Annotated in this window: 15 protein-coding genes; 8 read left to right on the top strand and 7 right to left on the bottom strand. The window is 59.8% G+C overall.

The genetic code is table 11. The features are described from left to right. Positions 1 to 22: 22 nt before the first annotated feature. The 3 genes from CYD26_RS11625 to betT all read right to left on the bottom strand — a co-directional run bounded on the left by CYD26_RS11625 (position 23) and on the right by betT (position 7,751). Complete coding sequence (locus tag CYD26_RS11625; RefSeq protein ID WP_102052674.1) at positions 23 to 4,771, bottom strand: dermonecrotic toxin domain-containing protein; 4,749 nt, start codon at positions 4,769 to 4,771, stop codon at positions 23 to 25. Positions 4,772 to 4,875: 104 nt separating this feature from the next. Next, positions 4,876 to 5,616 carry an ABC transporter substrate-binding protein gene (locus tag CYD26_RS11620; RefSeq protein ID WP_102052673.1) on the bottom strand — a complete coding sequence of 247 codons (741 nt, stop codon included), beginning with the start codon at positions 5,614 to 5,616 and terminating at the stop codon, positions 4,876 to 4,878. Between the two features lie 131 nt (positions 5,617 to 5,747). Next, positions 5,748 to 7,751 (bottom strand): choline BCCT transporter BetT, encoded by a 2,004-nt coding sequence (betT, locus tag CYD26_RS11615; protein ID WP_065758227.1) that lies wholly within the window; start codon positions 7,749 to 7,751, stop codon positions 5,748 to 5,750. Positions 7,752 to 8,174: 423 nt separating this feature from the next. Between betT and betI the strand changes: the two genes are divergently transcribed. The 3 genes from betI (at position 8,175) to betA (ending at position 12,118) form a co-directional block, all read left to right on the top strand. After that, positions 8,175 to 8,840 (top strand): transcriptional regulator BetI, encoded by a 666-nt coding sequence (gene betI / locus CYD26_RS11610; protein WP_099773347.1) that lies wholly within the window; start codon positions 8,175 to 8,177, stop codon positions 8,838 to 8,840. Between the two features lie 29 nt (positions 8,841 to 8,869). Next, positions 8,870 to 10,342, top strand: coding sequence for a betaine-aldehyde dehydrogenase (gene betB / locus CYD26_RS11605; protein ID WP_065758225.1), 1,473 nt, complete (start codon positions 8,870 to 8,872; stop codon positions 10,340 to 10,342). Between the two features lie 78 nt (positions 10,343 to 10,420). Further along, on the top strand, positions 10,421 to 12,118 hold the full coding sequence (gene betA, locus CYD26_RS11600; protein ID WP_102052672.1) for a choline dehydrogenase: 1,698 nt from the start codon (positions 10,421 to 10,423) through the stop codon (positions 12,116 to 12,118). Position 12,119: 1 nt separating this feature from the next. Here betA and CYD26_RS11595 read toward each other — a convergent pair whose 3' ends face one another. Continuing rightward, entirely contained in the window at positions 12,120 to 14,336 is a 2,217-nt protein-coding gene (locus tag CYD26_RS11595) for a dermonecrotic toxin domain-containing protein (RefSeq protein ID WP_102052671.1), read from the bottom strand. 163 nt (positions 14,337 to 14,499) lie between these two features. Between CYD26_RS11595 and CYD26_RS11590 the strand changes: the two genes are divergently transcribed. The 4 genes from CYD26_RS11590 to trxC all read left to right on the top strand — a co-directional run bounded on the left by CYD26_RS11590 (position 14,500) and on the right by trxC (position 21,692). Beyond that, positions 14,500 to 16,242, top strand: a complete 1,743-nt coding sequence (locus CYD26_RS11590; protein ID WP_065758222.1) for a potassium/proton antiporter — start codon at positions 14,500 to 14,502, stop codon at positions 16,240 to 16,242. A gap of 40 nt (positions 16,243 to 16,282) precedes the next feature. Continuing rightward, complete coding sequence (gene mscK, locus CYD26_RS11585; protein WP_099773345.1) at positions 16,283 to 19,630, top strand: mechanosensitive channel MscK; 3,348 nt, start codon at positions 16,283 to 16,285, stop codon at positions 19,628 to 19,630. A gap of 58 nt (positions 19,631 to 19,688) precedes the next feature. Then, positions 19,689 to 21,149, top strand: a complete 1,461-nt coding sequence (gene selO / locus CYD26_RS11580) for a protein adenylyltransferase SelO (protein ID WP_102052670.1) — start codon at positions 19,689 to 19,691, stop codon at positions 21,147 to 21,149. Between the two features lie 108 nt (positions 21,150 to 21,257). Next, positions 21,258 to 21,692 (top strand): thioredoxin TrxC, encoded by a 435-nt coding sequence (trxC, locus tag CYD26_RS11575; RefSeq protein WP_099773344.1) that lies wholly within the window; start codon positions 21,258 to 21,260, stop codon positions 21,690 to 21,692. On the opposite strand, the gene CYD26_RS11570 is transcribed toward trxC, so the two are convergent. Together CYD26_RS11570 and CYD26_RS11565 are read right to left on the bottom strand one after the other, a co-directional pair. Further along, positions 21,689 to 22,462, bottom strand: coding sequence for a ParA family protein (locus tag CYD26_RS11570; RefSeq protein ID WP_065758219.1), 774 nt, complete (start codon positions 22,460 to 22,462; stop codon positions 21,689 to 21,691). The genes trxC and CYD26_RS11570 overlap by 4 nt on opposite strands. A gap of 53 nt (positions 22,463 to 22,515) precedes the next feature. Further along, on the bottom strand, positions 22,516 to 23,418 hold the full coding sequence (locus CYD26_RS11565; protein ID WP_102052669.1) for a LysR family transcriptional regulator: 903 nt from the start codon (positions 23,416 to 23,418) through the stop codon (positions 22,516 to 22,518). 225 nt (positions 23,419 to 23,643) lie between these two features. Between CYD26_RS11565 and CYD26_RS11560 the strand changes: the two genes are divergently transcribed. Beyond that, positions 23,644 to 24,813 carry an MFS transporter gene (locus CYD26_RS11560; RefSeq protein ID WP_176717396.1) on the top strand — a complete coding sequence of 390 codons (1,170 nt, stop codon included), beginning with the start codon at positions 23,644 to 23,646 and terminating at the stop codon, positions 24,811 to 24,813. Between the two features lie 122 nt (positions 24,814 to 24,935). Here CYD26_RS11560 and CYD26_RS25315 read toward each other — a convergent pair. Further along, a partial coding sequence (locus CYD26_RS25315) for a hypothetical protein (protein WP_218197057.1) occupies positions 24,936 to 25,152 on the bottom strand: 217 nt, incomplete at its 5' end.

Here is a 25,152-nt window from a genome sequence, read left to right as displayed (position 1 = left end):
CCGCTCGTGCTCCAGGCGACGATCAGTCGAGCTGCAGTATCTTGTCCACGTCAGCCAACGTCACATCGCCCCGGTGGATATTGATGAGGCTTCCGTCATCCCGCGCATTGGCCAACTGATAGCGGCGCCCAAGGTTTCGATCCTTCCAGGCCTTCAGGTGGCCTTTGACGAACTGCCGACGTGGCGTGGCATTGTCCGGGTAGTGGAGGTGTATTTCCCACAGCGGCTCCAGCTTTTGCGTTCTGATTTCATATTTTTCAATGAAGTCATTGGCATACCCTTCGACCGGCGTTCGACTCCCTACCCGTGCGATCTGCAGCTTTGCATACTTGTACAGGTACTTCAGACTTTCAGCCTGTGGCGGGCTCTCCTTGTAGAAGGTAATCAAATCCTCGCGGAGGGCATCAGCCGCCTCACGAAGCGCGACGATTTTGCCCTGGTCGCCCTCAGTCAACTGCTCCCCTAGTGCCTCAAGCTGCTGAGCCGCCTCACGGAAATTACGCTCTTCATGCTCAAAAATGTGCTCAAGGCTCTTCAGCGAATCGGTTTTTTTCAGGTAACCACGCAGTTTGCGCAACGCACCTTCACGCCTTTTCAACATGCGATTGGCTTTTTCCCTGGCCAGGCGCAATGCATCAGCAGAGGGCGCACCTTCCTGAGGAGCGGGCAACTCATTGCTGCCTTGCGCCTGCTCAACCACTTCGACCCACTGATCACCATGCTGGTGAAAGCGGCTCAGGCGCTCCCCCGTCACCTTATTACGCTGCTCAACATAGACCTGATCACCCTCGGTCACTTCCTTCCCTACCAGTACGCGCTGGTCATGCGTGGTGATGGTGCGCGATTTGGCGGAAAACTTCGGCGTCGGACGCGGCCTGGCAGGGGTACGGGGTTGATCCAGCTCCTGGGCCCTGATCGCGAGCGCCAAGTCTGTCTCGGCGCTGTGTTTCAAATCCTTCAGCTCCGCCCTGTAGCGCTCCAGCGCGTCGGCACGCACGTTGTCGTACGGGTTTTCCTGAAGAAACTCACAGATCTGTAACGTTGTGTCATAGACTTCAAGGCTACTGTTCAAAATGCTGATTCGATCAGACAGCGAAACGTCCTCCTGCTCCAGGGAGGCATGGGAATACCCTGCACGCTTTAAATCCGAACCGATCAGCAGATGTTCCAGCCACAGGAAGTCATCCGGGTCGGACATCGCAGCCCTGTTCATGACCAACTCGCCAAGGTCGGTCAGGTAGGCAAAGCGAAGCTCTTTCGTGCTGAACAAACGCTCGGCACGCACCTTGGCAACGGCGTCGCTCAACCCCGCCTCAACCAGCAGGCCGTCCAGATGATCGAGTTGCGCCAGGAAGTCCAGGATTTCCTTCTGCTCCTGAATGTTGGTCGTCAAAGCATCGACAAACTGATTGTAATGATCGATTTCAAGCTCACTACGCGGCCATCTGACAACACGCTCACGACTCTCGGCAAGCGTGTCCCAATCGGTGCAAAGGTAAAGCCGTTGGTACAGGGTGGCAGAATCAATGGCCAACTGGGTCAACACCGCGTCAAGGTTCTTGGAGACCCCTGTGCGCGCATAGAACTTCGCGTATTGAGGCTTACCCAAGTCGATAACAATGTCCCTGACTTGCCATTGAATATCCACCATCCGCCGTAGATGCGTGATCTGGTTCTTGTACTGCGCCGCCAGCACATTTTCCCGCTCAAGCTGAAGCGCTTGTACTTTTGCGATGACCCCTTCAAGCACCGTCTTGGCCGGTCCATCAGCGACCTCATGCTTGGCCTTGAATCCCGCCAGAGTCTTCGCAGCGTTGTTTTTTTCGGCCGCCAAACTCCGCGAGGTCTCGATCAGTTTCTCGAAAGCGTCTTTCTCCGTCACGTAGTCTTGCATGGCCTTGCTCATCTGCTCGAGCGTCGCTTCGTAATGCGCCTTGTTGGCCTCGGCCAATGCACTGATCTGACGCTTCGGGCCGCCGCCACGCAAGGCCAATCTCAAATCCAGCGCCCATTCATCAGCCGACAGGTGCCGCAACCGCGGGCCACGCTGAAGACGGTAAATGGGGTTGACCACCCAGACCTCCCCTGCCGCCCGGTCGACACGATAGACAGCCCCTGCAACCTTGGCATACAGGTTGTCATCGGTACCATACAGCCCCCGCGCCTCGCCATCCTCGCGATAGCCTCCCAGGTCTGTCATCGGATCCACCTGCCAGCGCCGAAGCTTTTCACGCTGCACTGCGCTCAGGTGGTTCGCAGGGTTGCTCCAGGAAAAATCCAGTGCGGTGCCATTGCCACCAAGCGTGGCGGTAGTCGAGAACGACTGGTCTTTTTGCACTTTCACCAATGGCACCACATCACCCTCAAGCCTGCGCGCAGGGCCGGCAATCTCTGGCAAGGCAACAGGCTTGGGCGGCGCGACCTCACCGGGCGGCGATGCACGGTGCAACAGGAGCATGCCCAGATTGAACAGCAAATCAACAATCGCCGCGTCCCGCTGAAACTCATCCCCGCTGCGCAGCGCCTTGAAATCCTCGCTCAGACTGTTGAACAGTTGAACGATCCAGATAACCACAGCGACAGGACCACGCAGCACTGGCACTACCGCGCCGAACACCAGCCACGCACCTTTCTTAATCAGTGCCCAACGGCTTTCGGCATTGGACACCGAGTCTCGGTTGGCCAGCTCGACCAACATCCGGGTATTGCCCTCAAAGAGCCGCTCACAGGCCGTTCCCACCACGTCCACCGCAACCAACTGAGCAGGTGCTGACCGTTCCAGCGGCAATAAAGTGTCAATGATCACCCTGGATATGTGCGGCTCGTCGAAACCACCGTTGGCGTAGACTTGACGGGTATCATCACTGAACCAACTGAGGACACTCTCCTGTAACGCTCCCTCTTCCTTGATGGCATCAAACAGCGCCTCAGTGCTGGGGAACTGTAGCAACGGTTGCTCGGTGTCAAGCGGCCGGTACAGCACGCACGGACCTGTTGTCATATCACGGGGAGCAATGACAAAGAAATTGACGACCTCATCCGCGACCTCGCTGTCAGGCTCGCGCTTGAAGGCAAGCGGCCTGATCAACACGGCGGCCTCATCGCCCGTTAAATCATCACTCAACCCCAGCGTCGCACTCCGCACATAGTTGTAGCCCACTTCACTGAAACCGGCCTGCCCACGGATTTTGGCCTCCAGCGCCACAAGCAGTAAATGCACTTCAAGCTCACGGCAAAACAGCTGTTGTCGATGCTTGAGCTGGGCAGGGTCGCCCAGTAACGCCGCGACGTGCTTGGGGTACACCTCACCGATGTTCACCCGTTGCACCAGTTCATCTATGTACTCAGGCGTCATCCAGGCCATGATCGGCTTGTCGTTCCGATGGCTGATGACCACAGTGCCACTGGGCTTTGAGACCAGATTGCCGATGGCATAGTCGGTAAAGGTCATGGCCTCGTGCCTGATCATGCCAGCTGTACCCAGTTGCCCTTCGGCAATCGCGAACGTCAGTATCAGATCATCCGCAAAGTAGTCGCCGTCCGATGGGTGATCATTCAGTAGCTGATCGCGCAGTGACTGAGCGGTAAAAGCCTTCAAGCTCGGCACATCATAAAGAAATGATTGCCCGCGAGACGTTGCCTGCGCATTGGCCAGCCCCAGCAAAAGGCCCATATAAGCAAACTGATCGGATGCCGAGGCATCACTTAACCAGTCTGGCAGGCTGTCGCTGAGTACGGCCTGTGGCACCACCGTCAGCAGCGCGGTGGGCTGGAAGAACACCGAAGGATCCGTGAGCGCACTAAAGCCTTGCTCCAGCGCCTGCACATCGGCAAATCGACGCGACGCCAACGGCGTCAATGCCTCTAACTGACGATTCAACAGTACACTGGCCTGAACCTCGAACAGGTTTTCTTCAGGCTCATGACAGCTCCAGGTAACCTGAGACACCACGAAACGCTTGGCGACCCACGCATGCAAGGCCTCGGAAAACGCCTCTTCGCGGGTAAACGATTCCACCCGCCCCGAAGGCTGACACCAGAGGAACCTGTCGTGCCCGTCTACCCGAGACTTCAACAGCACGTCACCACTCAGCAAGGCATAGGGACCGGCAGCCCCATCCACATGGATATCAATCAGGTAGGCTTGCGTGCAGTCATTGCCATAGCGCCGCTGTCGACTCATTTTCATCGGTACTTCGACGACTTGGGACAGTGCAGCACGCTCCTCACGCCCTAACTCTGCAGTGGACTGGCTTGCAGTCAAAACGGTCTTGAGCACCTCGCTGAGCCACAGCGTCCGTGGCACCTGTGTGCTGCCCGTCTGCTGCCAGTAATCGACCAAGGCTTGTTGCAAATTGATATGAATCGTCGCCTGCAACTCATTCAGCGACTGAGCCACATCCTCCATGTCCAGACGATTCTTCAGGTCACCCGATTGCATGACTGCGGGGTAGTCATAGCTGAGCCGGTAGGCCTCCTGAGTCTCATTGGCAAATACCAGCGTTTTGCCCTGTGCGAAATGCAGCATGAAGACATCAAGCAGTGACTGGCGCGAATAGAACAGGCGATTCTCACGCCTTTCGGGCACCATCAGGCTGATTTGACTGGCCGAGACCAGGCCGGGGTAGTTCCTGGCGAGGGATGGGTAACGTGCGAAAAGCACCTCAAGCATCCGCCGCTCAAGCACGCTACGCAAGGTAGGGCGCGAGGCGAATTGCAAGGCAACCATCGCCTGAATGTTGATATCACTGGGGTGTAAAGAACCAGACATGCACAACTCCTGTCAGTGCGATAGAACACATACAGGAGCGTAACGTCAGCCTTGTACGGCCGATCAATAACTATCTACCACCAGGCAGAAGCGCCCTTCTCGCCTTACAGATAGCGGGCAAACGTCGCGTCAACAAACCCATCCTCGCGCATCTGCTCCAGTGCCTGCTGAAGCCGACTGACAACTGCGTCCGAAACGCTCGTGTTCAGTGCCAGGTACAACTCTGCACCATTAAAACGCAGCACCGTCTTGAGCTGGTTGATGCCGATCTGGCGGGCCAGGTAGCGACCCGCCGGGTCGCCCGTCGCCCACAGGTCGATCTCCCCCCGGAGCAGCTTCCCGGCATTGTCCTGATCCCGCAGCACGATGGAAGGTCGTAGCCCTTGCTTGCTCAGGTGTTCGGCAATGGCATCGCCCTTGTAGGCGCCTATCCGATAGCCACGAGCGTCTTCCAGGCGTTCCAGGGTGATCGGGCTGCCCTCAGGCGCCAGCAGGATCCAGTCATCCGGCCCGATAGGGCCTACCCATTTGAACAGCGCCTCGCGCTCCGGCTGGCGGGCCGTGACAAACACACCGTAGCCTGGCGTATGCAGGGCCAGCTTATAGATACGCTCCCAAGGAAAGCGCAGAGTCATGCTATAGGAGACATCCGCACGCCTGAACATTTCCCGAACGATATCGGCCGCAATGCCTTCGATATTGGCATCCTGAGCGAAGCTCTTGCCGTTCGTGGCCATGTTGTAAGGCGGAAAGTTCTCGGTCAGCAGCACCAATGGCTCGTCTGCACGAGCAACACTGCTGAGCAGGAATACGCTGAAGATCAGAAAAGCAGGAAGCTTGAACATGGCAGGCACCGGGATCCTTGGCGCCTTCAAGAGTGCCGGGCACCTGAGCGGCTGTCCAGCACCGCAGCACACATGAAAAAGAAAGGGCCCTGTTCCTGCGAACAGAGCCCTTGGCTTTCAGCGGATAATGGTCAGCTGTACACCCGACCCAACACCTGGCGATGGCTCTCGAATTGATCGAGTACATCCCGGGTAATCTGCTCCGGCGTGAAGCCCATCAGGTCGTACTCCTGGCTACCGTTATGCAGGTAAACCTCGGCCCGATAGAAGCGTTGCCGTACATCGCTGGCACCGTCAGCCGGCGCTTCGTTTGGCGCGGCCAGGTAGCCATCCAGGCTGACTTCATAGACAAAGGGGTTGCCCTCCTCCATGTCGATCCGCAGGCCCATCGCCGCACGCGACTGGCCCAGGCGGGTCTGCACCTCATAGCCCAGGGTCTTCAGTTGCTCGGCCGCTTCCTTAAGCGCCGGGCTGACCTGCTTGTCCATGAAGCGCTGAACCATGGCCTGGGTCGGCTGAAGGTCCAGTTGGCTCAGGCGCTCGCTGAAGCCGCGACGGCCCCGGGCCGCCAATTCGGCTTGCTCCTGCTCGACCTGAGTGTCCTGTTTCATCGCCTTGAACAGGCCGAACATGAACACCACCAGCACCACGGAGAACGGCAAGCCTGCCAACACCACCATGGTCTGCATGGCTTCAAAATTGCCTGCGAACAGCAGGCCGATGGTCACTAGAGTGATGATCGCCGACCAGAGAATACGCAGCCAGTGCGGTGCGTCTTCGTCGACCTGGCCACCCTTGCAAGACAGGTTGGCCATCATGACTGCACCGGAATCGGCCGGGGTCAGGAACAGCACGAAACCGACGAACACGGCCACACCCACGACGATCTTGGCCGCGGGATAGTGCTCCAGCAGTTGATAGATCGACATTGAAGGCTGCTCCAGCGCCGTGCGCCCCAACTCCACCGCGCCCTGGTTGATCACCAGGTCCAGCGCGGTATTGCCGAAGATCGACAGCCAGGCCAAGGTGAAGCCCAACGGAATCAGCAGCACGCCGGCCACCAATTCACGCACGGTACGACCACGGGAAATACGCGCGATGAACATACCCACGAATGGGCCCCAGGAGATCCACCAGGCCCAATAGAACACCGTCCACAGGCCCAACCAGCGCTCCGACTTGGCGCTGTCGCCCTCATAGACGTAGAGGTCGAAGGTCTTCAGGATCACGCCGTTGAGGTAGTCACCCGTGTTCTGTACGAAGCTGTTGAGCAGGTGCAGGGTCGGGCCGTTGAACAGCACGAACAGCAGCAGGCCGCTGAACAGCAGGATGTTCAGGTTGGACAAGCGACGAATACCGTTTTCCACACCCGATACCGCAGCAATGGTGGCCACCGTGCTCATCACCAGAATGACGATCAGCAGGTTGGTCTTGCTATGGTCGATCCCAAACAGGTACTCCAGGCCCGACGATACCTGCATCGAGCCGATACCCAGGTTGGTCACCAGGCCCAGCAGGGTCACGAACATCCCGAAGATATCAACGGTATGACCGGCTGCGCCCTTGACCCAGCGCTCGCCCATCAGCGGGTACAGCGCCGAACGCAGGGCCAGCGGCTGGTTGTGACGATAGGCGAAGTAGGCCACTGACAGACCAACCAACGCGTAGATCGCCCAGCCATGCAGCCCCCAATGCAGGAACGTTAACTGCAGGCTCTGACGGGCCGCTTGCAGGCTGGCCGGAGCGCCCTCTGGCGGGTTGAAGTAGTGATCCAGCGGTTCGGAGGCGCCGAAGTACAGCAGCGAAATACCGATGCCGGAGGAGAACAGCATGCCGGCCCAGGCACCGTAGCTGAAGTCCGGTGTGTCGTCCTTGCCGCCCAGCTTCAACTTGCCGAAGGAGGAAAACGCCAGAACGATGACGAACAGCAGGTAGCCGCCAATCACCAGCATGTAGTACCAACCGAAACTACGCGACAACCAGGCTTGGGCCTGGCCAAGCACACGACCTGCAGTTTCAGGAACCGCGATCAGCAAGGCAGTCAGTACAAGAATCAACAGCGCCGAGGTGAAGAACACCACGCTATTGACCCGGACCCTCTCAACAGGGGTCTTTATCAAAGAGGCAGAACTCATTGCACAGAGGCTCCAGGCAGTGCGAGAAAAAACAACAGAACGACCCGTTACCTGAGCAAATGGTGCAATAGCCACATTGTCTCAGGTGTTATAAAAGCACCTTGGAAAAAACTGTAATCCCGAACGATTGCGTTAAAAAACAGACCGAAAACCCCGACCAGAAGGTTTGCCGCATGGCTGCGTGCCGTTCGGCCGATCTGTTCAATATTCCGCAAAAAACCGTCAACGCCTTGTGTTACGGGGCTTACACGTCATTTTTGGGTGCCAATTTGCGCCAACAGAAGGTCAGAAAAACCTGTCAATGGTGCAGATTGTCGCAGAGCTTATTCTTTGTTGATTGAACGTTCAATCAAAACAAAATAGACTGGCCTTCGCCGAGGCAGCCGCTTGTCGTCTGCCCGCAGGCCTGAGGAGATTTGCAAGATGCCCAAGGTCGGTATGCAACCCATCCGCCGCCAGCAGTTGATCGAAGCCACGTTGATGGCGGTCGATCAGGTCGGCATGGGAGATGCCAGCATTGCGCTGATCGCCCGTTTGGCCGGTGTGTCGAATGGCATCATCAGTCACTACTTTCAGGACAAGAATGGCCTGATCGCAGCGACCATGCGGTACTTGATGAGCGTGCTCACCGAGAGCGTCGCCGTACGTCGGCATGCGCTCAAGGACAACAGCCCGCGCGCCCACCTGCAGGTGATCATCGAAGGCAACTTCGACGCCAGCCAGGTCAACGGCCCGGCAATGAAAACCTGGTTGGCATTCTGGGCAACCAGCATGCACCAGCCGTCTTTGCACAGGTTGCAGCGGATCAACGATCACCGCTTGTATTCCAACCTGTGCTGTCAGTTCCGCCGCGTCCTGCCGTTGCCTGAAGCACGCAGTGCAGCACGCGGGCTGGCAGCCTTGATCGACGGCCTGTGGCTGCGTGGTGCGTTATCCGGAGACGCCTTCGACACCGACCAGGCGCAGCAAATCGCTTACGAATACATGGATCTACAACTGGCAAAACAGACGAGCCCGGACACACACAACCAGGCCTCTGATGCACCGCGCCCGGCGATTGCCACACAGGCAGGAGCGCTGCGCGGATAGCCAAACCACAATGCACTTGCGAGGACACTATGGCCCGTTTCGAACTGCAAAAACTCTACATTGATGGTGGTTATGTCGACGCTGGCGGCGATGCCACCTTCGAAGCCATCAACCCGGCCAACGGCGAAGTCCTCGCCCACGTGCAACGTGCCACCAAAGAAGACGTCGAGCGCGCCGTCGAAAGCGCCGAACGTGGCCAGAAAGTCTGGGCCGCGATGACCGCCATGCAGCGTTCGCGCATCCTGCGTCGTGCCGTCGACATCCTGCGCGAGCGCAACGATGAGCTGGCAGCGCTGGAAACTCTGGACACCGGCAAGTCCTACTCCGAAACCCGCTACGTCGACATCGTGACCGGTGCCGACGTACTCGAATACTACGCCGGCCTGGTACCGGCCATCGAAGGCGAGCAGATCCCGCTGCGCGACAGCTCCTTCGTCTACACCCGCCGCGAACCACTGGGTGTGACCGTCGGTATCGGCGCCTGGAACTACCCGATCCAGATCGCCCTGTGGAAATCCGCCCCGGCCCTGGCCGCTGGTAACGCGATGATCTTCAAGCCCAGTGAAGTCACCTCGCTGACCACACTGAAACTGGCCGAAATCTACACCGAAGCCGGCCTGCCAGACGGCGTGTTCAACGTGCTGACCGGCAGCGGTCGCGAAGTCGGTACCTGGCTGACCGAGCACCCACGCGTTGAAAAAGTATCCTTTACCGGTGGCACCGACACCGGCAAGAAGGTCATGGCCAGTGCTTCGAGCTCCTCGCTCAAGGAAGTCACCATGGAACTGGGCGGCAAGTCGCCACTGATCATCTGCGCCGACGCAGACCTGGATCGCGCCGCCGACATCGCCATGATGGCCAACTTCTACAGCTCCGGTCAGGTCTGCACCAACGGCACCCGCGTGTTCGTGCCTGCCGCTCTGAAAGCCGCCTTTGAAGCCAAGATCGTTGAGCGCGTTGCGCGCATCCGCGTGGGTAACCCGGAAGACGAAAACACCAACTTCGGCCCACTGGTCAGCTTCGCCCACATGGAAAATGTCCTCGGCTACATCGCCAAGGGCAAGGAAGAAGGCGCACGCGTACTGTGCGGTGGCGAACGCCTGACCACCGGTGACTTCGCCAAGGGTGCCTTCGTTGCGCCGACCGTATTCACCGACTGCCGCGACGACATGACCATTGTTCGCGAGGAAATCTTCGGCCCGGTGATGAGCATCCTCACCTACGAAACCGAAGAAGAAGTCATCCGTCGCGCCAATGACACCGACTTCGGCCTGGCCGCGGGTGTCTGCACCAACGACCTGACCCGTGCGCATCGCATCATCCACCAGCTGGAAGCCGGTATCTGCTGGATCAACGCCTGGGGCGAGTCGCCTGCCGAAATGCCGGTCGGCGGTTACAAGCAGTCCGGTGTCGGCCGTGAAAACGGTATCAGCTCGCTGGCTCAGTACACTCGCATCAAGTCGGTACAGGTCGAGCTGGGCAACTACAACTCGGTGTTCTAAGCACCCTTGTAGCCGCGCCCGAGTCGCGAGACCCGGGCGCCATCCGCTCACCTCGTTCACTGCCAAGAGGGTACATTCATGTCCCAAGAATTCGATTACATCATTGTCGGTGCAGGCTCGGCCGGTAACACCCTGGCCACCCGCCTGACCGAAGACGAAGGCGTCACCGTACTGCTGCTTGAAGCCGGCGGCCCGGATTACCGCTACGACTTCCGTACCCAGATGCCTGCCGCCCTGGCCTTCCCGCTGCAGGGTCGCCGCTACAACTGGGCCTACGAGACCGATCCTGAGCCCTACATGGACAACCGTCGCATGGAATGTGGCCGTGGCAAGGGCCTGGGTGGTTCATCGCTGATCAACGGCATGTGCTATATCCGTGGCAACGCCATGGACTATGACGGCTGGGCCAAACTGCCAGGCCTGGAAGACTGGAGCTACCTGGACTGCCTGCCGTATTTCCGTAAAGCGGAAACCCGTGACATCGGCCCGAACGACTACCATGGCGGCGAAGGCCCGGTCCGCGTGACCACGCCAAAGGCGGGCAACAACCCACTGTTCCACGCCATGGTTGAAGCTGGCGTGCAAGCCGGCTACCCGCGCACCGAAGACCTGAACGGCTACCAGCAGGAAGGCTTTGGCCCGATGGACCGTACGGTGACCCCTGAAGGCCGTCGCTCCAGTACCGCACGCGGCTACCTGGACATCGCCAAGAAGCGCTCGACCCTGACCATCGTCACTCATGCCCTGACCGATCGCGTGCTGTTCAACGGCAAACGCGCTATTGGCGTGACCTACCTGCAAGGCGACAGCGAAGAGCGTGTCGAAGCCCGTGCACGCAGGGAAGTCATCGTCTGCAGCGGCGCCATCGCTTCGCCGCAGTTGCTGCAACGCTCCGGTGTCGGCCCGGCCAAACTGCTGCAGAGCCTGGACATTCCGGTGGTCCACGACCTGCCGGGCGTGGGTGAAAACCTGCAAGACCACCTGGAACTGTACCTGCAGTACGCCTGCACCCAGCCGGTCTCGCTGTACCCTTCGCTGCTGTGGTGGAACCAGCCCGCTATCGGTGCCCAGTGGCTGTTTGCCGGAACCGGTATCGGCGCCAGCAACCAGTTCGAGGCTGGTGGCTTCATCCGCACCCGCCCCGAGTTCGAGTGGCCGAACATCCAGTACCACTTCCTGCCGGTCGCGATCAACTACAACGGCAGCAACGGTGTGCAGGAGCACGGCTTCCAGGCCCACATGGGCTCGATGCGTTCGCCAAGCCGTGGGCGCATCCAGGTCAAGTCCAAGGACCCACGCCAACACCCAAGCATCCTGTTCAACTACATGGCAACCGAACAGGACTGGCAGGAGTTCCGCGATGGCATCCGCCTGACCCGTGAGATCATGGCGCAGCCGGCGCTGGACGCATACCGTGGTCGTGAAATCAGCCCGGGTGCGCATGTGCAAACCGACGAAGAGTTGGACACGTTCATTCGCGAGCACGCCGAAACCGCGTTCCACCCGTCCTGCTCGTGCAAAATGGGCACCGACGACATGGCCGTGGTCGATGGCCAGGGTCGCGTACATGGCATGGAAGGCCTGCGCGTGGTCGATGCCTCGATCATGCCGATCATCACTACCGGCAACCTGAACGCCCCAACGATCATGATGGCCGAGAAAATCGCTGACAAGATTCGTGGGCGTCAGCCACTGCCACGCAGCACCGCCAAGTACTACGTGGCCAACGGTGCGCCGGTCAAGGGCAAGCCGCTGCGTGAAGTGAAGCAGGCATAAGCTAGGGCTGCGGGAAAAAGCGCTCGACCAGGCTCTGCCCGACGTCCCCAAGACGTCGGGCATACGCCGCTCGCTGGAACGGCTCCCCGGTACGAAACTCGAACATCGACTCGTCAGGAGCAACCGACTCAACCCCCTGCAAACGGACTTGAGTGAAGCGGAAATCCGCCCCGACGACATCGGCAATGTCGAGAATGCGCAGCGGCCGCCCCGGCAAGATCAGTGCCTCGGCCTCATGTTCCAGGTCGGAAAAGGCTGCTACGGGCGACGCATAGGCAGGCCCACCAGGCTCCAGAACGAACACCACGGAGCTTTCGTCGAAACGTGCCTGAACGACACTCCTGTCTTCACGGAACAACTCCCAGAGGGTGTACGGGTTTTCTGTAAACGACGTAAAGTCAGTCGTCAGGAGCACGTCCCCAACCTTCACCTGCCCACGCTTGAGCCATGCACCGGATGTGCCTCTCGCCGCAGACGCAGCGCGATACAGCCGCACCTGATTATCGCAGCCAACCATGCCCAACTCCTTGGATAATGCATGAATCCTGGCCACATTAGCGTCAACCGTGCCTTCCAGCGGCAGGCCGCGCAAGAGGTTGTTGTAGCGCTGCGGCGAATGGCTGTACTGCTTGATGTGACGTGCGCCAAAACCCAGTTCATCGCGGTACACCACATAAGGCTCACCAAACGGATCCAGGTAGTCGCCGCTGGCCGAGACCCGCTCCAGATCGGCTTCAGGCAGGTGCGTCAACAGGCTTCGCTGACGTGCCAACGCCTGATCGGACAGTGCCAGCAATTCATCGGCGGCGGGCCGCATGCAGGCCGTCCAGAACGTAGAGTTGCCGTCAGAGAGCGGCGGTGCCCCCACAGGCTGCGCATCAACCGGGAGCGGCGGCAACGCCACCTGCGGGGCTCGGGTCAATGGCACAGCCTCAGAACCACCCGGTGTACGAACAGCACGCGCTTCACCGTTGAAGGCATCGGCTTCAAGCATCTTGGCATCCAGCAACACAAACAACAGGTCCACAACCGCCAACACCCAACCGCGCCGGCGCTGGCGTATATCGCTCGCGTTGACAGCCTGGTCCAGGTGCAATCCCAGGCTTGCCGCCCCGGCACCGACCGCCGCCAGGGCGAGCGGCCAGCCCAGCGGCGCCAGCGGTGAAACCACACGACTGACAACTCCCAGCCATGCCAGCCATTTGGCCTTGCGCAAGTCACTATTGGCGGTGATTCGTGCCAAGGCAACGGCCTTGAGTTCCTGCTTGGCGGCCTCTCGCAGATGCACAAAGACATCCCCTGCAACGGGCGCGACATCCCAATTGAGCACTCGCTGACCGGCTGATAGACGCTCACACAACACCTTCCCCGCGGCCGGATCAAGGTCAGGAAAGTGTTGCCGAAAACGCTGCCGGCCTGGCTCGTCCGCCACTTGCTCCTTTATCCAGGCATAGAGCTGGTCCTTGCCGGTAAAACGGATCAGGGCAGGCGTCTCGCTGGCCAGGTACAGCAGCAAGGCATTGCTCGGGAGTACCAACCAGAACATATCGCGCGCCACCTGCCCACTGAAGCTGAGGGCGCTGAAGCCGGAGCTCACACCCTCCCCCTGCGACTGGCGCAAGCGCGCGAGCGTTGCCGGGAAGCGGATCGAACCGACTGCCGCACGCAACACCGCCTGTTGCTCGGCGTCGGACAAGCCCTCCTTCTCTCGTGCATGCGCCAATGCTGTCAGAAACTGCGCCCGGGCAAGCAGACAGAAGTTATCGGCATGCTGCGCCCAGAACCGCTCCAGGGTTTGCAGGTACACCGACTGCAGGTCGAGCGCCCAGAAGGCCTCCATGACATTTTCAGGTGCCAGACGAACCTCGACACGCTCGTCATAGTGCCCATGGCCAGCGCCCACTCGGTAAAAACCACCGTAGTTGCTGAGCAGGTCGGGATTGAGCTGGTCGTTGAGGGTGAAACGCCGTTGAATCAGCTCGCTCAACGTCATCGACTCGATCGGCGCGCTGTAGTGCGCCCAACCACTGAAGGTTCGGTTGCTGCTGACGGCATTATCAAAGCGGTGCCAGTAGACCTGGTCGGGGTCGAGCCAATAGCCGAGTGCATTTTCGATGATATGGCCTGCGCCAAGCCGGGCCAGGCTATGGATATCGGGATAGGCCACGAGGAAGCCTTGAGCGATGTTCTGCAGAGAAGCGGATGCGAATGACGTCATGATAATTGCCGTATTGGTTGCTGATACGGCATTGCAAACGCTATCAAGCACATCGCGGTGGTAACTATCTAGACAGTTTTCCAAGCGCTCAGGTTAGAATCCTTGGCACGCGACCTGCTTGTTTCTGCACACCTTTCCCGCCGATTGTCCTGGAGTACTGCCTTTGAATGCGACCGCCATCAACAGCCTGTTCTTGATCGGCGCGTTGCTGGTAGGTGCAAGTATTCTGGTCAGCTCACTGTCTTCGCGACTGGGCATCCCCATCCTGGTGATCATCCTCGCCGTAGGCATGGCAGCCGGGGTCGATGGCGGCGGCATCATCTTTGACAACTACCCCACCGCCTACCTCGTCGGCAACCTGGCACTGGCCGTGATTCTGCTCGATGGCGGCCTGCGTACGCGGGTCGCGAGCTTCCGTGTTGCCTTGTGGCCAGCGTTATCGCTCGCGACCGTCGGGGTACTGATTACCACCGGCCTGACCGGCATGATGGCGGCCTGGCTGTTTGACCTGAACCTGATCCAGGGCCTGCTGATCGGCGCCATTGTCGGTTCGACCGACGCTGCTGCGGTGTTCTCCCTGCTGGGCGGCAAGGGCCTGAATGAACGGGTCACCGCCTCGCTGGAAATCGAATCGGGCAGCAACGACCCCATGGCGGTGTTCCTCACCGTGACCCTGATCGACATGCTCGCCAGCGGCCAGACAGGCCTGCACTGGGGCCTGCTCGGGCACCTGGTGCGCGAGTTTGGCATTGGCGCGGTGCTCGGCCTGGGCGGCGGTTGGCTGATGCTGCAACTGGTCAACCGGATCAACCTGGCCGGCGGCCTCTATCCGATCTTGGTGATCAGTGGTGGCCTGCTGGTATTTGCCCTGACCAACGCCCTGCACGGCAGTGGCTTCCTCGCCGTGTACCTCTGCGGCCTGGTACTGGGCAACCGCCCGATCCGCAGCCGCCACGGCATTCTGCACATGCTCGACGGCATGGCCTGGCTGGCACAGATCGGCATGTTCCTGGTGCTGGGGTTGCTGGTCACTCCGCACGACCTGCTGCCAATTGCCCTGCCGGCACTGGGCCTGGCCTTGTGGATGATCCTCTTCGCCCGCCCGCTGTCGGTGCTGGCCGGGTTGCTGCCATTCAAGGCCTTCCATGGCCGCGAAAAGGCTTTTATTTCCTGGGTCGGCCTACGCGGCGCGGTACCGATCATTCTGGCGGTGTTCCCGCTGATGGCCGGGCTGCCCAACGCACAACTGTATTTCAACCTGGCCTTCTTCATCGTCCTGGTCTCGCTGCTGGTGCAAGGCACCAGCCTGCCGTGGGTGGCCAAGCTGCTGAAAGTCACCGTGCCACCTGACCCGGCACCCATCTCCCGCTCTGCACTGGAAGTGCACATCACCAGTGAATGGGAGCTGTTCGTCTACCGTCTGGGTGCTGAAAAATGGTGCATCGGCGCAGCGCTGCGCGAGTTGAAAATGCCTGAGGGTACCCGCATTGCAGCGCTTTTCCGTGGTCAGCAACTGCTCCACCCGTCGGGAAGTACCACCCTGGAGGTGGGTGACCTGCTCTGTGTTATCGGCCATGAACACGATCTCCCGGCCCTGGGCAAGCTGTTCAGCCAGGCACCACAACGTGGTCTGGACCTGCGCTTCTTCGGTGACTTCGTCCTTGAAGGTGACGCAGAACTGGGGGCTGTAGCGGCCCTGTACGGCCTCAAGCTCGACGGTCAGGACCCACACACGCCTCTGAGCCACTTCATCCAACAGAAGGTTGGTGGTGCGCCGGTAGTGGGTGACCAGATCGAATGGAACAACACCTTGTGGACCGTTGCGCTGATGGAGGGGAACAAGATCCTCAAAGTGGGCGTCAAATTTCCCGAAGGAAGTCGCCCCGGCCCGGGCCTGTTCCTCTAAACTCCGCTTTCTTACATCTGCTTGTACGAATTTTCTGCCTATGTCCTTGCGCACGCTTGTCTGCGCAGCCCTGCTGGGGCTGTGCCTTTCTGCAACCTTCGCCTTCGCTGCGGAGCCACCCAACGCTGCCGCTGTTCAGCAAAGTCTCGACAAGATTGCCGAGCGCAAGCTGCCTGAGGCGGAGCAGAAAGCCCTGCGTCAGGTGCTGGAACAAACCCTGGTCTTCCTCAACAGCAAGGATGACAGTGAAAAACGCCTGGCCGCGCTCAAGCAGCAACTCAGCGATGCCCCAAAAAAGACCGGTGAAAACCAGCGCGAACTGGCCAAGCTCAAGAGCAGCACGGTCATTCCGGTGGCTGAGCGTTATGCCAGCCTTGATGTTCCCCAGTTGGAACAGTTGCTCACCGAACGCACGACCCAACAGAGTGACCTGCAAAAGGCACTCTCCGAAGCCAACAGCCTGACCATTACATCCCAGACTCGCCCGGAGCGGGCCCAGGCCGAAATCAGCGACAACCAGACACGCAGCCAACAGATCAATACCAGCCTGAAACTGGGCAAAGAAGCCGGGAAGGTGCTGTCGCCAGAACAGCGCAACCAACTCAATGCCGAGCTAGCCGCCCTCAACGCCCTGACCCTGCTACGCCGGCAGGAACTGGCCGGCAACAGCTTGCTGCAAGATCTGGGTAGCAGCCAGCATGACTTGCTGATCGAGCGCGCGGCACGCCTGGAGCAAGAGATTCAGGACCTGCAGACCCTGATCAACCAGAAGCGCCTGGCCCAGTCGCAGCAGACCGTCACCGAACAATCCATCGAGGCGCAGAAAGCCGGGGGCAGCAGTGTTCTGGCCACCGAAAGTGCTGCCAACCTCAAGCTCTCCGACTACCTGCTGCTGAGCACAGACCGGCTCAACCAACTGACTCAGGAAAACCTCAAGACCAAGCAGCAACTTGATGCCCTGACCCAGAGCGACCTGGCGCTGGACGAACAAATCAGTGTGCTCAAGGGCAGCCTGCTGCTGTCCAAGATTCTCTACAAACAGAAACAGTCCCTGCCGCACTTGAAAGTCGACGGTGACCTGGCGGACCAGATTGCCGATATCCGCCTCTACCAGTTTGAGGTCAACCAGCAGCGTGAGCAGATCAGCAGCCCGAGTAGCTATGTCGACAAACTGCTGGCCAGCCACCCAGAGGAAAGCGCTACGCCGCAATTGCGCAAGGCGTTGCTTGAAGTCGCGATCACCCGCAGTGACCTGCTTGAACGACTTAACCGTGAACTGAGTGCACTGCTCAACGAATCCATCACCCTGCAACTGAACCAGAAGCAGCTGCTGAGCACGGCGCAGAACCTGCGCGCCACCCTCGACGAGCAGATGTTCTGGATCCCCAGCAACAAGCCGCTGGAACTGGAATGGCTACGCAGCGTACCTGAGCGCCTGCAAAAGCAGGTCGTGAGCCTGCCGTGGGCCTCAAGTGTGAGTGAACTGGCTGACGGTCTGGTACAACGCCCGCTGTTGTTCCTGCCGCTGCTGTTGCTGATCGGTGCCCTGCTCTGGCGCCGCAACTACCTGTATGCGCGCCTGAGCAAGGTCCATCGGGATATCGGTCACTTCAAGCGCGATAGTCAGTGGCACACCCCTCAGGCGCTCCTGATCAACGTGCTGCTGGCGCTGCCGATCAGCCTGGCGCTGGCCCTGTGCGGCTTTGCCTTGCAGATCGACGCACGCGGTCAGAATGCCAACCTCGGTGCCGCCCTGCTACAGATTGCCCAAGCCTGGATGGTGTTCTACACCGCGTACCGGATTCTCGCGCCCGCGGGTGTTGCCGAGCTGCATTTTCGCTGGGAGAAACCGCAGGTGGAGTTCCTCCGCAGCTGGATCCGGCGTCTTGGCGCAGTGGTGTTGGCACTGGTGGCCGTGGTGGCGGTCGCCGAGCACCAACCCTCGGCCCTGGCCGACGACGTGCTGGGTATCGGCGTAGTACTGACCTGCTACGCCCTGATGACCTGGTTGCTCAGCCGCCTGCTGCTAAGCAGCCCGAACCATAACCAGGCCTCGCTATTTCGCATGGCCGTGGGGCTGGCCTTCACCGTGTTGCCAATCGCCCTGTTCGTCGCGGTCTGTTTTGGTTACTACTACACCGCGCTGAAGCTCACCGACCGGCTGATAGACACGCTGTATCTGTTGATGCTCTGGCTGGTGATCGAGGCTGCATTCGTCCGTGGCCTGGCAGTTGCCGCACGCCGCCTGGCTTATCAGCGTGCGCAGAGTAAACGTCAGGCCGTCAAGGAAGGCCCGGACGGTGAAACGATGATTGAAGAGCCGACCCTGGACATCGAACAGGTCAACCAGCAGTCGCTGCGCCTGATCCGCCTCGCGCTGCTCGGCATCTTCATTGGCGCCCTGTACTGGGTCTGGGCAGACCTGATCAGTGTGTTTGCCTACCTCGACAACATCACCCTCTACGAATACACCAGCGGCACCGGTGCAGCCATGAGCATGGTCCCGATCAGCCTCGGTGACCTGTTGGGTGCACTGGTAATCGTCGGTATCACCTTTGCCCTGGCCAGCAACCTGCCAGGCTTGCTGGAAGTGCTGGTACTGTCGCGGCTGAACCTGGCCCAAGGCAGTGCCTACGCGGCGACCACGCTGTTGTCCTATGCAATTGCCGGGATCGGCTTCGTCACCACGCTGTCAACCCTCGGCGTCAGTTGGGACAAGCTGCAGTGGCTGGTGGCTGCGCTGTCGGTCGGCCTGGGCTTCGGGATGCAAGAAATCTTCGCCAACTTCATCTCGGGGATCATGATCCTGTTCGAACGCCCGGTGCGTATCGGGGACACCATCACCATCGGCAACCTGTCCGGTACCGTGAGCAAGATCCGCATCCGAGCAACCACCATTACCGACTTCGACCGCAAGGACATCATTGTCCCGAACAAGACCTTCATTACCGGGCAACTGATCAACTGGTCGCTGACTGACACCATCACCCGAGTCACGCTCAAGATCGGCGTCGACTATGGCTCGGACCTGGAGCTGGTGCGCAACCTGCTGCTCAAGGCCGCCAACGACAACCCACGCGTGCTCAAGGAGCCGGCCCCGACGGTCTACTTCCTCAATTTTGGCGAAAGCACACTGGACCACGAACTGCGCATGCATGTACGCGACCTCGGTGACCGCAACCCGGCGCTGGATGAGGTCAACCGCGTCATCAACAGCGAGTTCAAGAAAAACAACATCAACATCGCGTACCGCCAACTGGAAATCTACCTGAAAAACATGCAGGGACAGGTGTTCAACATCGCTCCCGCAGAGGATCAGAAGACCGCCGCGCCAATCCCTTTGATCGGCAAGCCGGATGATCTGGCATCAGGTTCCAATCCCGCCTGACTGGACGTCAACGGCCATACCCTTGCAGAATGGTCGGACATTCTCCTGGAGATGGCCGTTGAAAGCCCTCGACGAACTCACCTTCGATAACCGCTTCGCCCGTCTGGGCGATGCGTTCTCCACGTCGGTACTGCCCGAGCCGATTGCCGAGCCACGCCTGGTGGTTGCCAGCGATGCCGCCATGGCCCTGCTCGACCTCGACCCTACCGAGGCCCACTCACCGGTGTTTGCCGAGCTTTTCAGTGGCCATAAACTCTGGGCCGAGGCTGAACCTCGGGCGATGGTTTACTCCGGTCACCAGTTCGGCTCCTACAACCCTCGCCTGGGCGATGGCCGCGGCCTGTTGCTGGGCGAAGTGCGCAATGACGCGGGCGAGTATTGGGACCTGCACCTGAAAGGCGCCGGGCAGACGCCCTATTCGCGCATGGGAGATGGTCGTGCGGTTCTGCGCTCTTCGATTCGCGAGTTCCTCGCCTCCGAGGCCCTTCATGCCCTGGGTATCGCCAGCAACCGAGCGCTGTGCGTAATCGGCTCGAACACACCTGTGTGGCGCGAAACCCAGGAGCACGCAGCCATGCTGTTGCGCCTGGCACCCAGCCATGTTCGCTTCGGTCACTTCGAATACTTCTACTACACCCGCCAGCCGGAGCAGCAGAAGATCCTCGCCGAGCACGTGCTGAACCACCATTTCCCCGAGTGCCGTGACCAGCCCGAGCCGTACCTGGCGATGTTCCGTAGCATCGTTGAGCGCAACGCCGAACTGATCGCCCATTGGCAAGCCTATGGTTTCTGCCACGGCGTGATGAATACCGACAACATGTCGATCCTGGGCATCACCTTTGATTTCGGCCCCTTTGCATTCCTGGACGATTTCGACGCCCGCTTCGTCTGCAACCACTCGGATGACCAGGGACGCTACAGCTACAGCAATCAAGTGCCGATTGCCCACTGGAACCTCAGCGCCCTGGCCCAGGCCCTGACGCCCTTCATCAGCGTCGAGGCCCTGCGCGAAACCCTTGCGTTGTTCCTGCCGCTGTACGAAGCCCACTACCTGGACCTGATGCGTCGTCGACTCGGCCTGACGCACGCTGAAGACGCCGACAAGGCGCTGATCGAGGGGCTCCTGCAGGTCATGCAACAGGGTGCGGTGGATTACACATTGTTCTTCAGAAAGCTCGGCGACCAGCCCGCAGAAGCGGCGCTGCGTGTGGTTCGCGACGACTTCGTCGACCTCGCCAGTTTTGACCGTTGGTCTGAAGACTACCTGGCACGCATCGCCCGTGAACCGGGCAACAGCGAAAAACGCCGCGCCCGGATGCATGCGGTCAACCCGCTGTACATCCTGCGCAACTACCTGGCCCAACGCGCGATAGAAGCCGCTGAAGCGGGTGACTACAGCGAGGTGCGTCGCCTGCACCAGGTACTCTGCACGCCATTCGACGAACAACCAGGCATGGAGGCGTACGCAGAGCGGCCACCCGAGTGGGGCAAGCATCTGGAGATCAGTTGCTCCTCGTGAGCAACTGCCAACATCAATGAATCAGATGAGAATCACTCGGAGCCGACATTGAAAAAGCTGCGCGTACGCTCCAGATAACCTCTATCGACTCGCTTCCCGGACGCCACCATGACCGACCCGCTGCTGATACCCTGCCCTCATTGCAATGGCCTGAATCGCATCCCCGCCGCACGCGTGGGCGACGCCCCGAAGTGCGGACGCTGCAAAGGCGCCGTGCTGCTGAACAAACCGTTTGAATTGAAACAGGGGGACTATGCCAGCCAGATCAAGGGTGATCTGCCACTGCTGGTTGATGTCTGGGCCGACTGGTGCGGCCCGTGTAAATCCTTTGCGCCGATCTTTGAACAGGCGGCCAGCCAGCTAAGCGGGCGCTGTCGCCTGGCCAAGCTCGACAGCGAGGCCAACCCGCAACTGGCTGCGCAGTTGGGTATTCGCTCAATTCCCAGCCTGATCCTGTTCAAAAATGGCCGCGAAGTCGCACGCCAAAGCGGCGCCTTCCCACTCCAGCACTTGCTGGAGTGGCTGCGCAGTCAGGGGATTTAAGCGTTTTCTTCCAGCAGCGAATGCAGCTCAACGAACTGCTGGGTCAACTTGTGCCGTGGTTCCAGATGGATCAACGGCAAGTTGGCCTGATGCGACTCGCGCATCTTCACTGAGCTGTTCAGGTAGACCGGCAGCACCGGCAAGCCTTCAGCCAGCAACTCGTCGAGCATCTGCTGGGGCAGGCTGGCCCGGGCCTGGAACTGGTTGACCACAATGCCCTCGACCTGCAGGTGCTCATTGTGGTCCTCACGCAGTTCCTCGATTTCGGCCAGCAGACCGTATAGAGCCTGGCGCGAGAAGCTGTCGCAGTCGAAGGGAATCAGTACCCGATCGGCCGCAATCAATGCCGATACCGCATAAAAGTTCAGCGCTGGCGGCGTATCGAGATAAATCCGGTCGTAGTCTTCGGACAACTCATCGAGCAACTTACGCAGCTTGTTGATCTTGTGCTTGGCTTCGAGCTTGGGTTGCAGGTCAGCCAACTCCGCAGTAGCGGTGACGACATGGAGGTTGTCGAACGGCGTCTCGTAGATGTCGACCTTGTTCTTCCTGGCAAAGGGGCCGGACGACAATGTCTGCTTGAAGAAATCGGCAATCCCCATGGGGATATCCTCGCCAGTCAGGCCGGTGAGGTACTGGGTCGAGTTGGCCTGAGCATCCAGGTCAATCAACAGGGTTCGGTAGCCTTCACTGGCACTCACCGCCGCCAGGTTGCAAGCAATACTCGACTTACCCACGCCACCTTTCTGATTAAACACCACGCGCCGCATGGAATGACCTCCGTGTATCAGTGAATGACCGAGTATGTGGGCGTGAGGGCGGTTTAGCCAGCACCATTGAGCCCTTGACCCGCCAGCAGCTCGACAAAGGCACGGGCCATGGCCGAGGCTGACTCGCGTCGCTGTACCAACCACACAGCGGTAACCGCGTCGGCATCAAGCAGGGTTCGATAGACCACACCGTCAATACGCATGCGCTGAAAAGAGGCCGGCAACACTGACACCCCCAGGCCCGCTGCCACCAAGCCAATAATCGTCATGGCCTCACCCGCCTCCTGGGCAAAGTGCGGGCTGAAGCCGGCCTGCCGTGCCAGGCTCATCAATTGCGCATGCAAGCCACTGCCATAGCTGCGCGGGAAAAATACAAACGGCTCATTGGCCAGCGTCGACAACAACAAGCCACGCTCGCTGCCCTCCGCCAGCGGGTGTGTAGCGCTGAGCACCGCCACCAGAGGCTCACGGAACAACTCCGTGACGAGCAGGCTCTCCGGCAAGGCCAGCGGGCGCATCAGGCCGATCTCGATGGTCTCGTCGAGCAGCGCATCGGCAACATCACGGCTGCTCATTTCCTTGAGGTTCAGGTGCACAGCGGGAAAGCGCTGACGAAAGGCATAAATCGCCTTGGGGATACCCGAATTAATCGGGGCCGAGGTCGTGAAGCCAATTTTCATTTCACCCAGCTCGCCAAGCTGGGCGCGCCGAGCGACATCGGCAGCCTTATCGACCTGAGCCAGCACCTGTCGCGCCTCATCGAGGAACAAGCGGCCGGCTTCACTCAGCTCCACTCGTCGGTTGGTCCGCTCGAACAAACGCGCCCCCAACTCCTGCTCCAGAGCCTGGATCTGCTGGCTCAAGGGTGGCTGGGAGATGCCCAACAGCTGTGCCGCCCGCCCGAAGTGGAGCTCTTCGGCAACTGCAATGAAGTACCGCAAGTGGCGTAATTCCATGACACCCTCAACAGGTCGCAAAACATCTTAAACAGGTCGAACAATATATTGGAAATGATCATTAGCTAGCTATATGCTTTTTTCACTGCCTGACTGGCCGTAGCCCTTCCGAGGTTTACCGTGAAAATTGCTGTTGCTCCCCTCGCCCACGACGTGCCCCCTGCACCCACCACGGATGCAGCCACCACCACTGACCACTGGATCGAAAAGGGCACACCGGCGTTCATGCGCACGGTGCTGGCATTGTTCTGTGGTGGCTTCGCCACCTTCGCGCTGCTGTATTGCGTGCAACCCATGATGCCGCTGCTGTCCCGGGAGTTCTCCATCAATGCGGCGCAGAGCAGCCTGGTGCTGTCGGTGTCGACTGCGCTGCTAGCGTTCGGTCTACTGGTCACCGGGCCTGTTTCAGACCGTATTGGGCGTAAGCCCGTGATGGTTGCAGCGTTGTTCTGCGCTGCACTATGCACAATCGCCAGTGCGCTGATGCCCACCTGGGAAGGGGTTCTGGCGATGCGCGCACTGGTCGGTCTGTCCTTGAGCGGGCTGGCTGCGGTGGCCATGACCTACCTCAGCGAAGAGATCTACCCTCAGCATCTTGGCCTGGCCATGGGCCTGTACATCGGCGGCAATGCCATTGGTGGCATGAGCGGACGCTTGATTACTGGCGTACTGATCGACTTCGTCAGTTGGCACACGGCACTGCTGGCCATCGGTGGGCTGGCACTGATCGCCGCGGTACTGTTCTGGAAAATGCTCCCCGAGTCCCGTAACTTCCGTGCGCGCCCGCTGAATCCTCGCAGCCTGCTGGACGGCTTCACCTTGCACTTTCGCGATGCCGGGCTGCCCTGGCTGTTCCTTGAAGCCTTCCTGCTGATGGGCGCCTTCGTTACCCTCTTCAACTACATCGGCTACCGCCTGCTGGCAGAGCCTTACCACATGAACCAGGCCTTGGTCGGGCTGCTGTCGGTGGTTTACCTGTCGGGCATCTACAGCTCGGCACAAATTGGCGCGCTGGCCGACAAGTTGGGCCGCCGCAAGGTGTTCTGGGCAACCATTGTGCTGATGTTCGGTGGCCTGCTGCTGACCCTGCTCGAACCCCTGCCACTAGTCGTCATCGGCATGCTGATCTTCACCTTCGGCTTCTTCGGCGCACACTCGGTGGCCAGTAGCTGGATCGGCCGCCGTGCCTTCAAGGCCAAGGGCCAGGCTTCGTCGCTGTACCTGTTCAGCTACTACGCCGGCTCCAGTGTCGCCGGCACCGCTGGTGGTGTGTTCTGGCACCAGGGCGGCTGGAACGGCATCGGCCTCTTCATCGGCAGCTTGCTGGTCATTGCCCTGCTGGTGGCACTGCACCTGAGCAAGTTGCCGGCACTGCCAGAAAACGCCAAGGGTTAAGCTACAGTGTGCCCGCGGCAAAATGATAGGAGCCTCCCTGGCACTTACTGCCTCCCCCTTACCGACCTCTCGCACTCCGTCCAGGCCTGTCGCTAAGGTTTTTCTTCAACACTTTTGAAAAATCAAAAACGCCAACGTGGACGAATATCGGCGGCCGAGTTGTTTACCAACTCCTTACCAAACTTATCTTGCGCAAACGCAAGACGCGTCTCGCCGCCATACCCTCTAACGCTTAGCCCATTAAAGTCTGCGTCACTCAGATGGCGGTTGCAGGAGCTGAGTGCAACACGGTTATTGAATTGAAGCCGGAGCATCATGCCGCATTGCCATGGCATTTTG

The sequence above is a fragment of the Pseudomonas sp. FFUP_PS_473 genome, assembly GCF_002858665.1.
Classification (GTDB): Bacteria; Pseudomonadota; Gammaproteobacteria; order Pseudomonadales; family Pseudomonadaceae; genus Aquipseudomonas; species Aquipseudomonas defluvii.
This window is presented reverse-complemented; position numbering and strand designations above follow the sequence as displayed.

Bases quoted from the DNA above. Each gene is read 5' to 3' on its own strand.
- CYD26_RS11625 (WP_102052674.1), bottom strand. From the start codon at position 4,771: ATGTCTGGTTCTTTACACCCCAGTGATATCAACATTCAGGCGATGGTT.
- CYD26_RS11620 (WP_102052673.1), bottom strand. From the start codon at position 5,616: ATGTTCAAGCTTCCTGCTTTTCTGATCTTCAGCGTATTCCTGCTCAGC.
- betT (WP_065758227.1), bottom strand. From the start codon at position 7,751: ATGAGTTCTGCCTCTTTGATAAAGACCCCTGTTGAGAGGGTCCGGGTC.
- betI (WP_099773347.1), top strand. From the start codon at position 8,175: ATGCCCAAGGTCGGTATGCAACCCATCCGCCGCCAGCAGTTGATCGAA.
- betB (WP_065758225.1), top strand. From the start codon at position 8,870: ATGGCCCGTTTCGAACTGCAAAAACTCTACATTGATGGTGGTTATGTC.
- betA (WP_102052672.1), top strand. From the start codon at position 10,421: ATGTCCCAAGAATTCGATTACATCATTGTCGGTGCAGGCTCGGCCGGT.
- CYD26_RS11595 (WP_102052671.1), bottom strand. From the start codon at position 14,336: ATGACGTCATTCGCATCCGCTTCTCTGCAGAACATCGCTCAAGGCTTC.
- mscK (WP_099773345.1), top strand. From the start codon at position 16,283: ATGTCCTTGCGCACGCTTGTCTGCGCAGCCCTGCTGGGGCTGTGCCTT.
- trxC (WP_099773344.1), top strand. From the start codon at position 21,258: ATGACCGACCCGCTGCTGATACCCTGCCCTCATTGCAATGGCCTGAAT.
- CYD26_RS11570 (WP_065758219.1), bottom strand. From the start codon at position 22,462: ATGCGGCGCGTGGTGTTTAATCAGAAAGGTGGCGTGGGTAAGTCGAGT.
- CYD26_RS11565 (WP_102052669.1), bottom strand. From the start codon at position 23,418: ATGGAATTACGCCACTTGCGGTACTTCATTGCAGTTGCCGAAGAGCTC.
- CYD26_RS11560 (WP_176717396.1), top strand. From the start codon at position 23,644: ATGCGCACGGTGCTGGCATTGTTCTGTGGTGGCTTCGCCACCTTCGCG.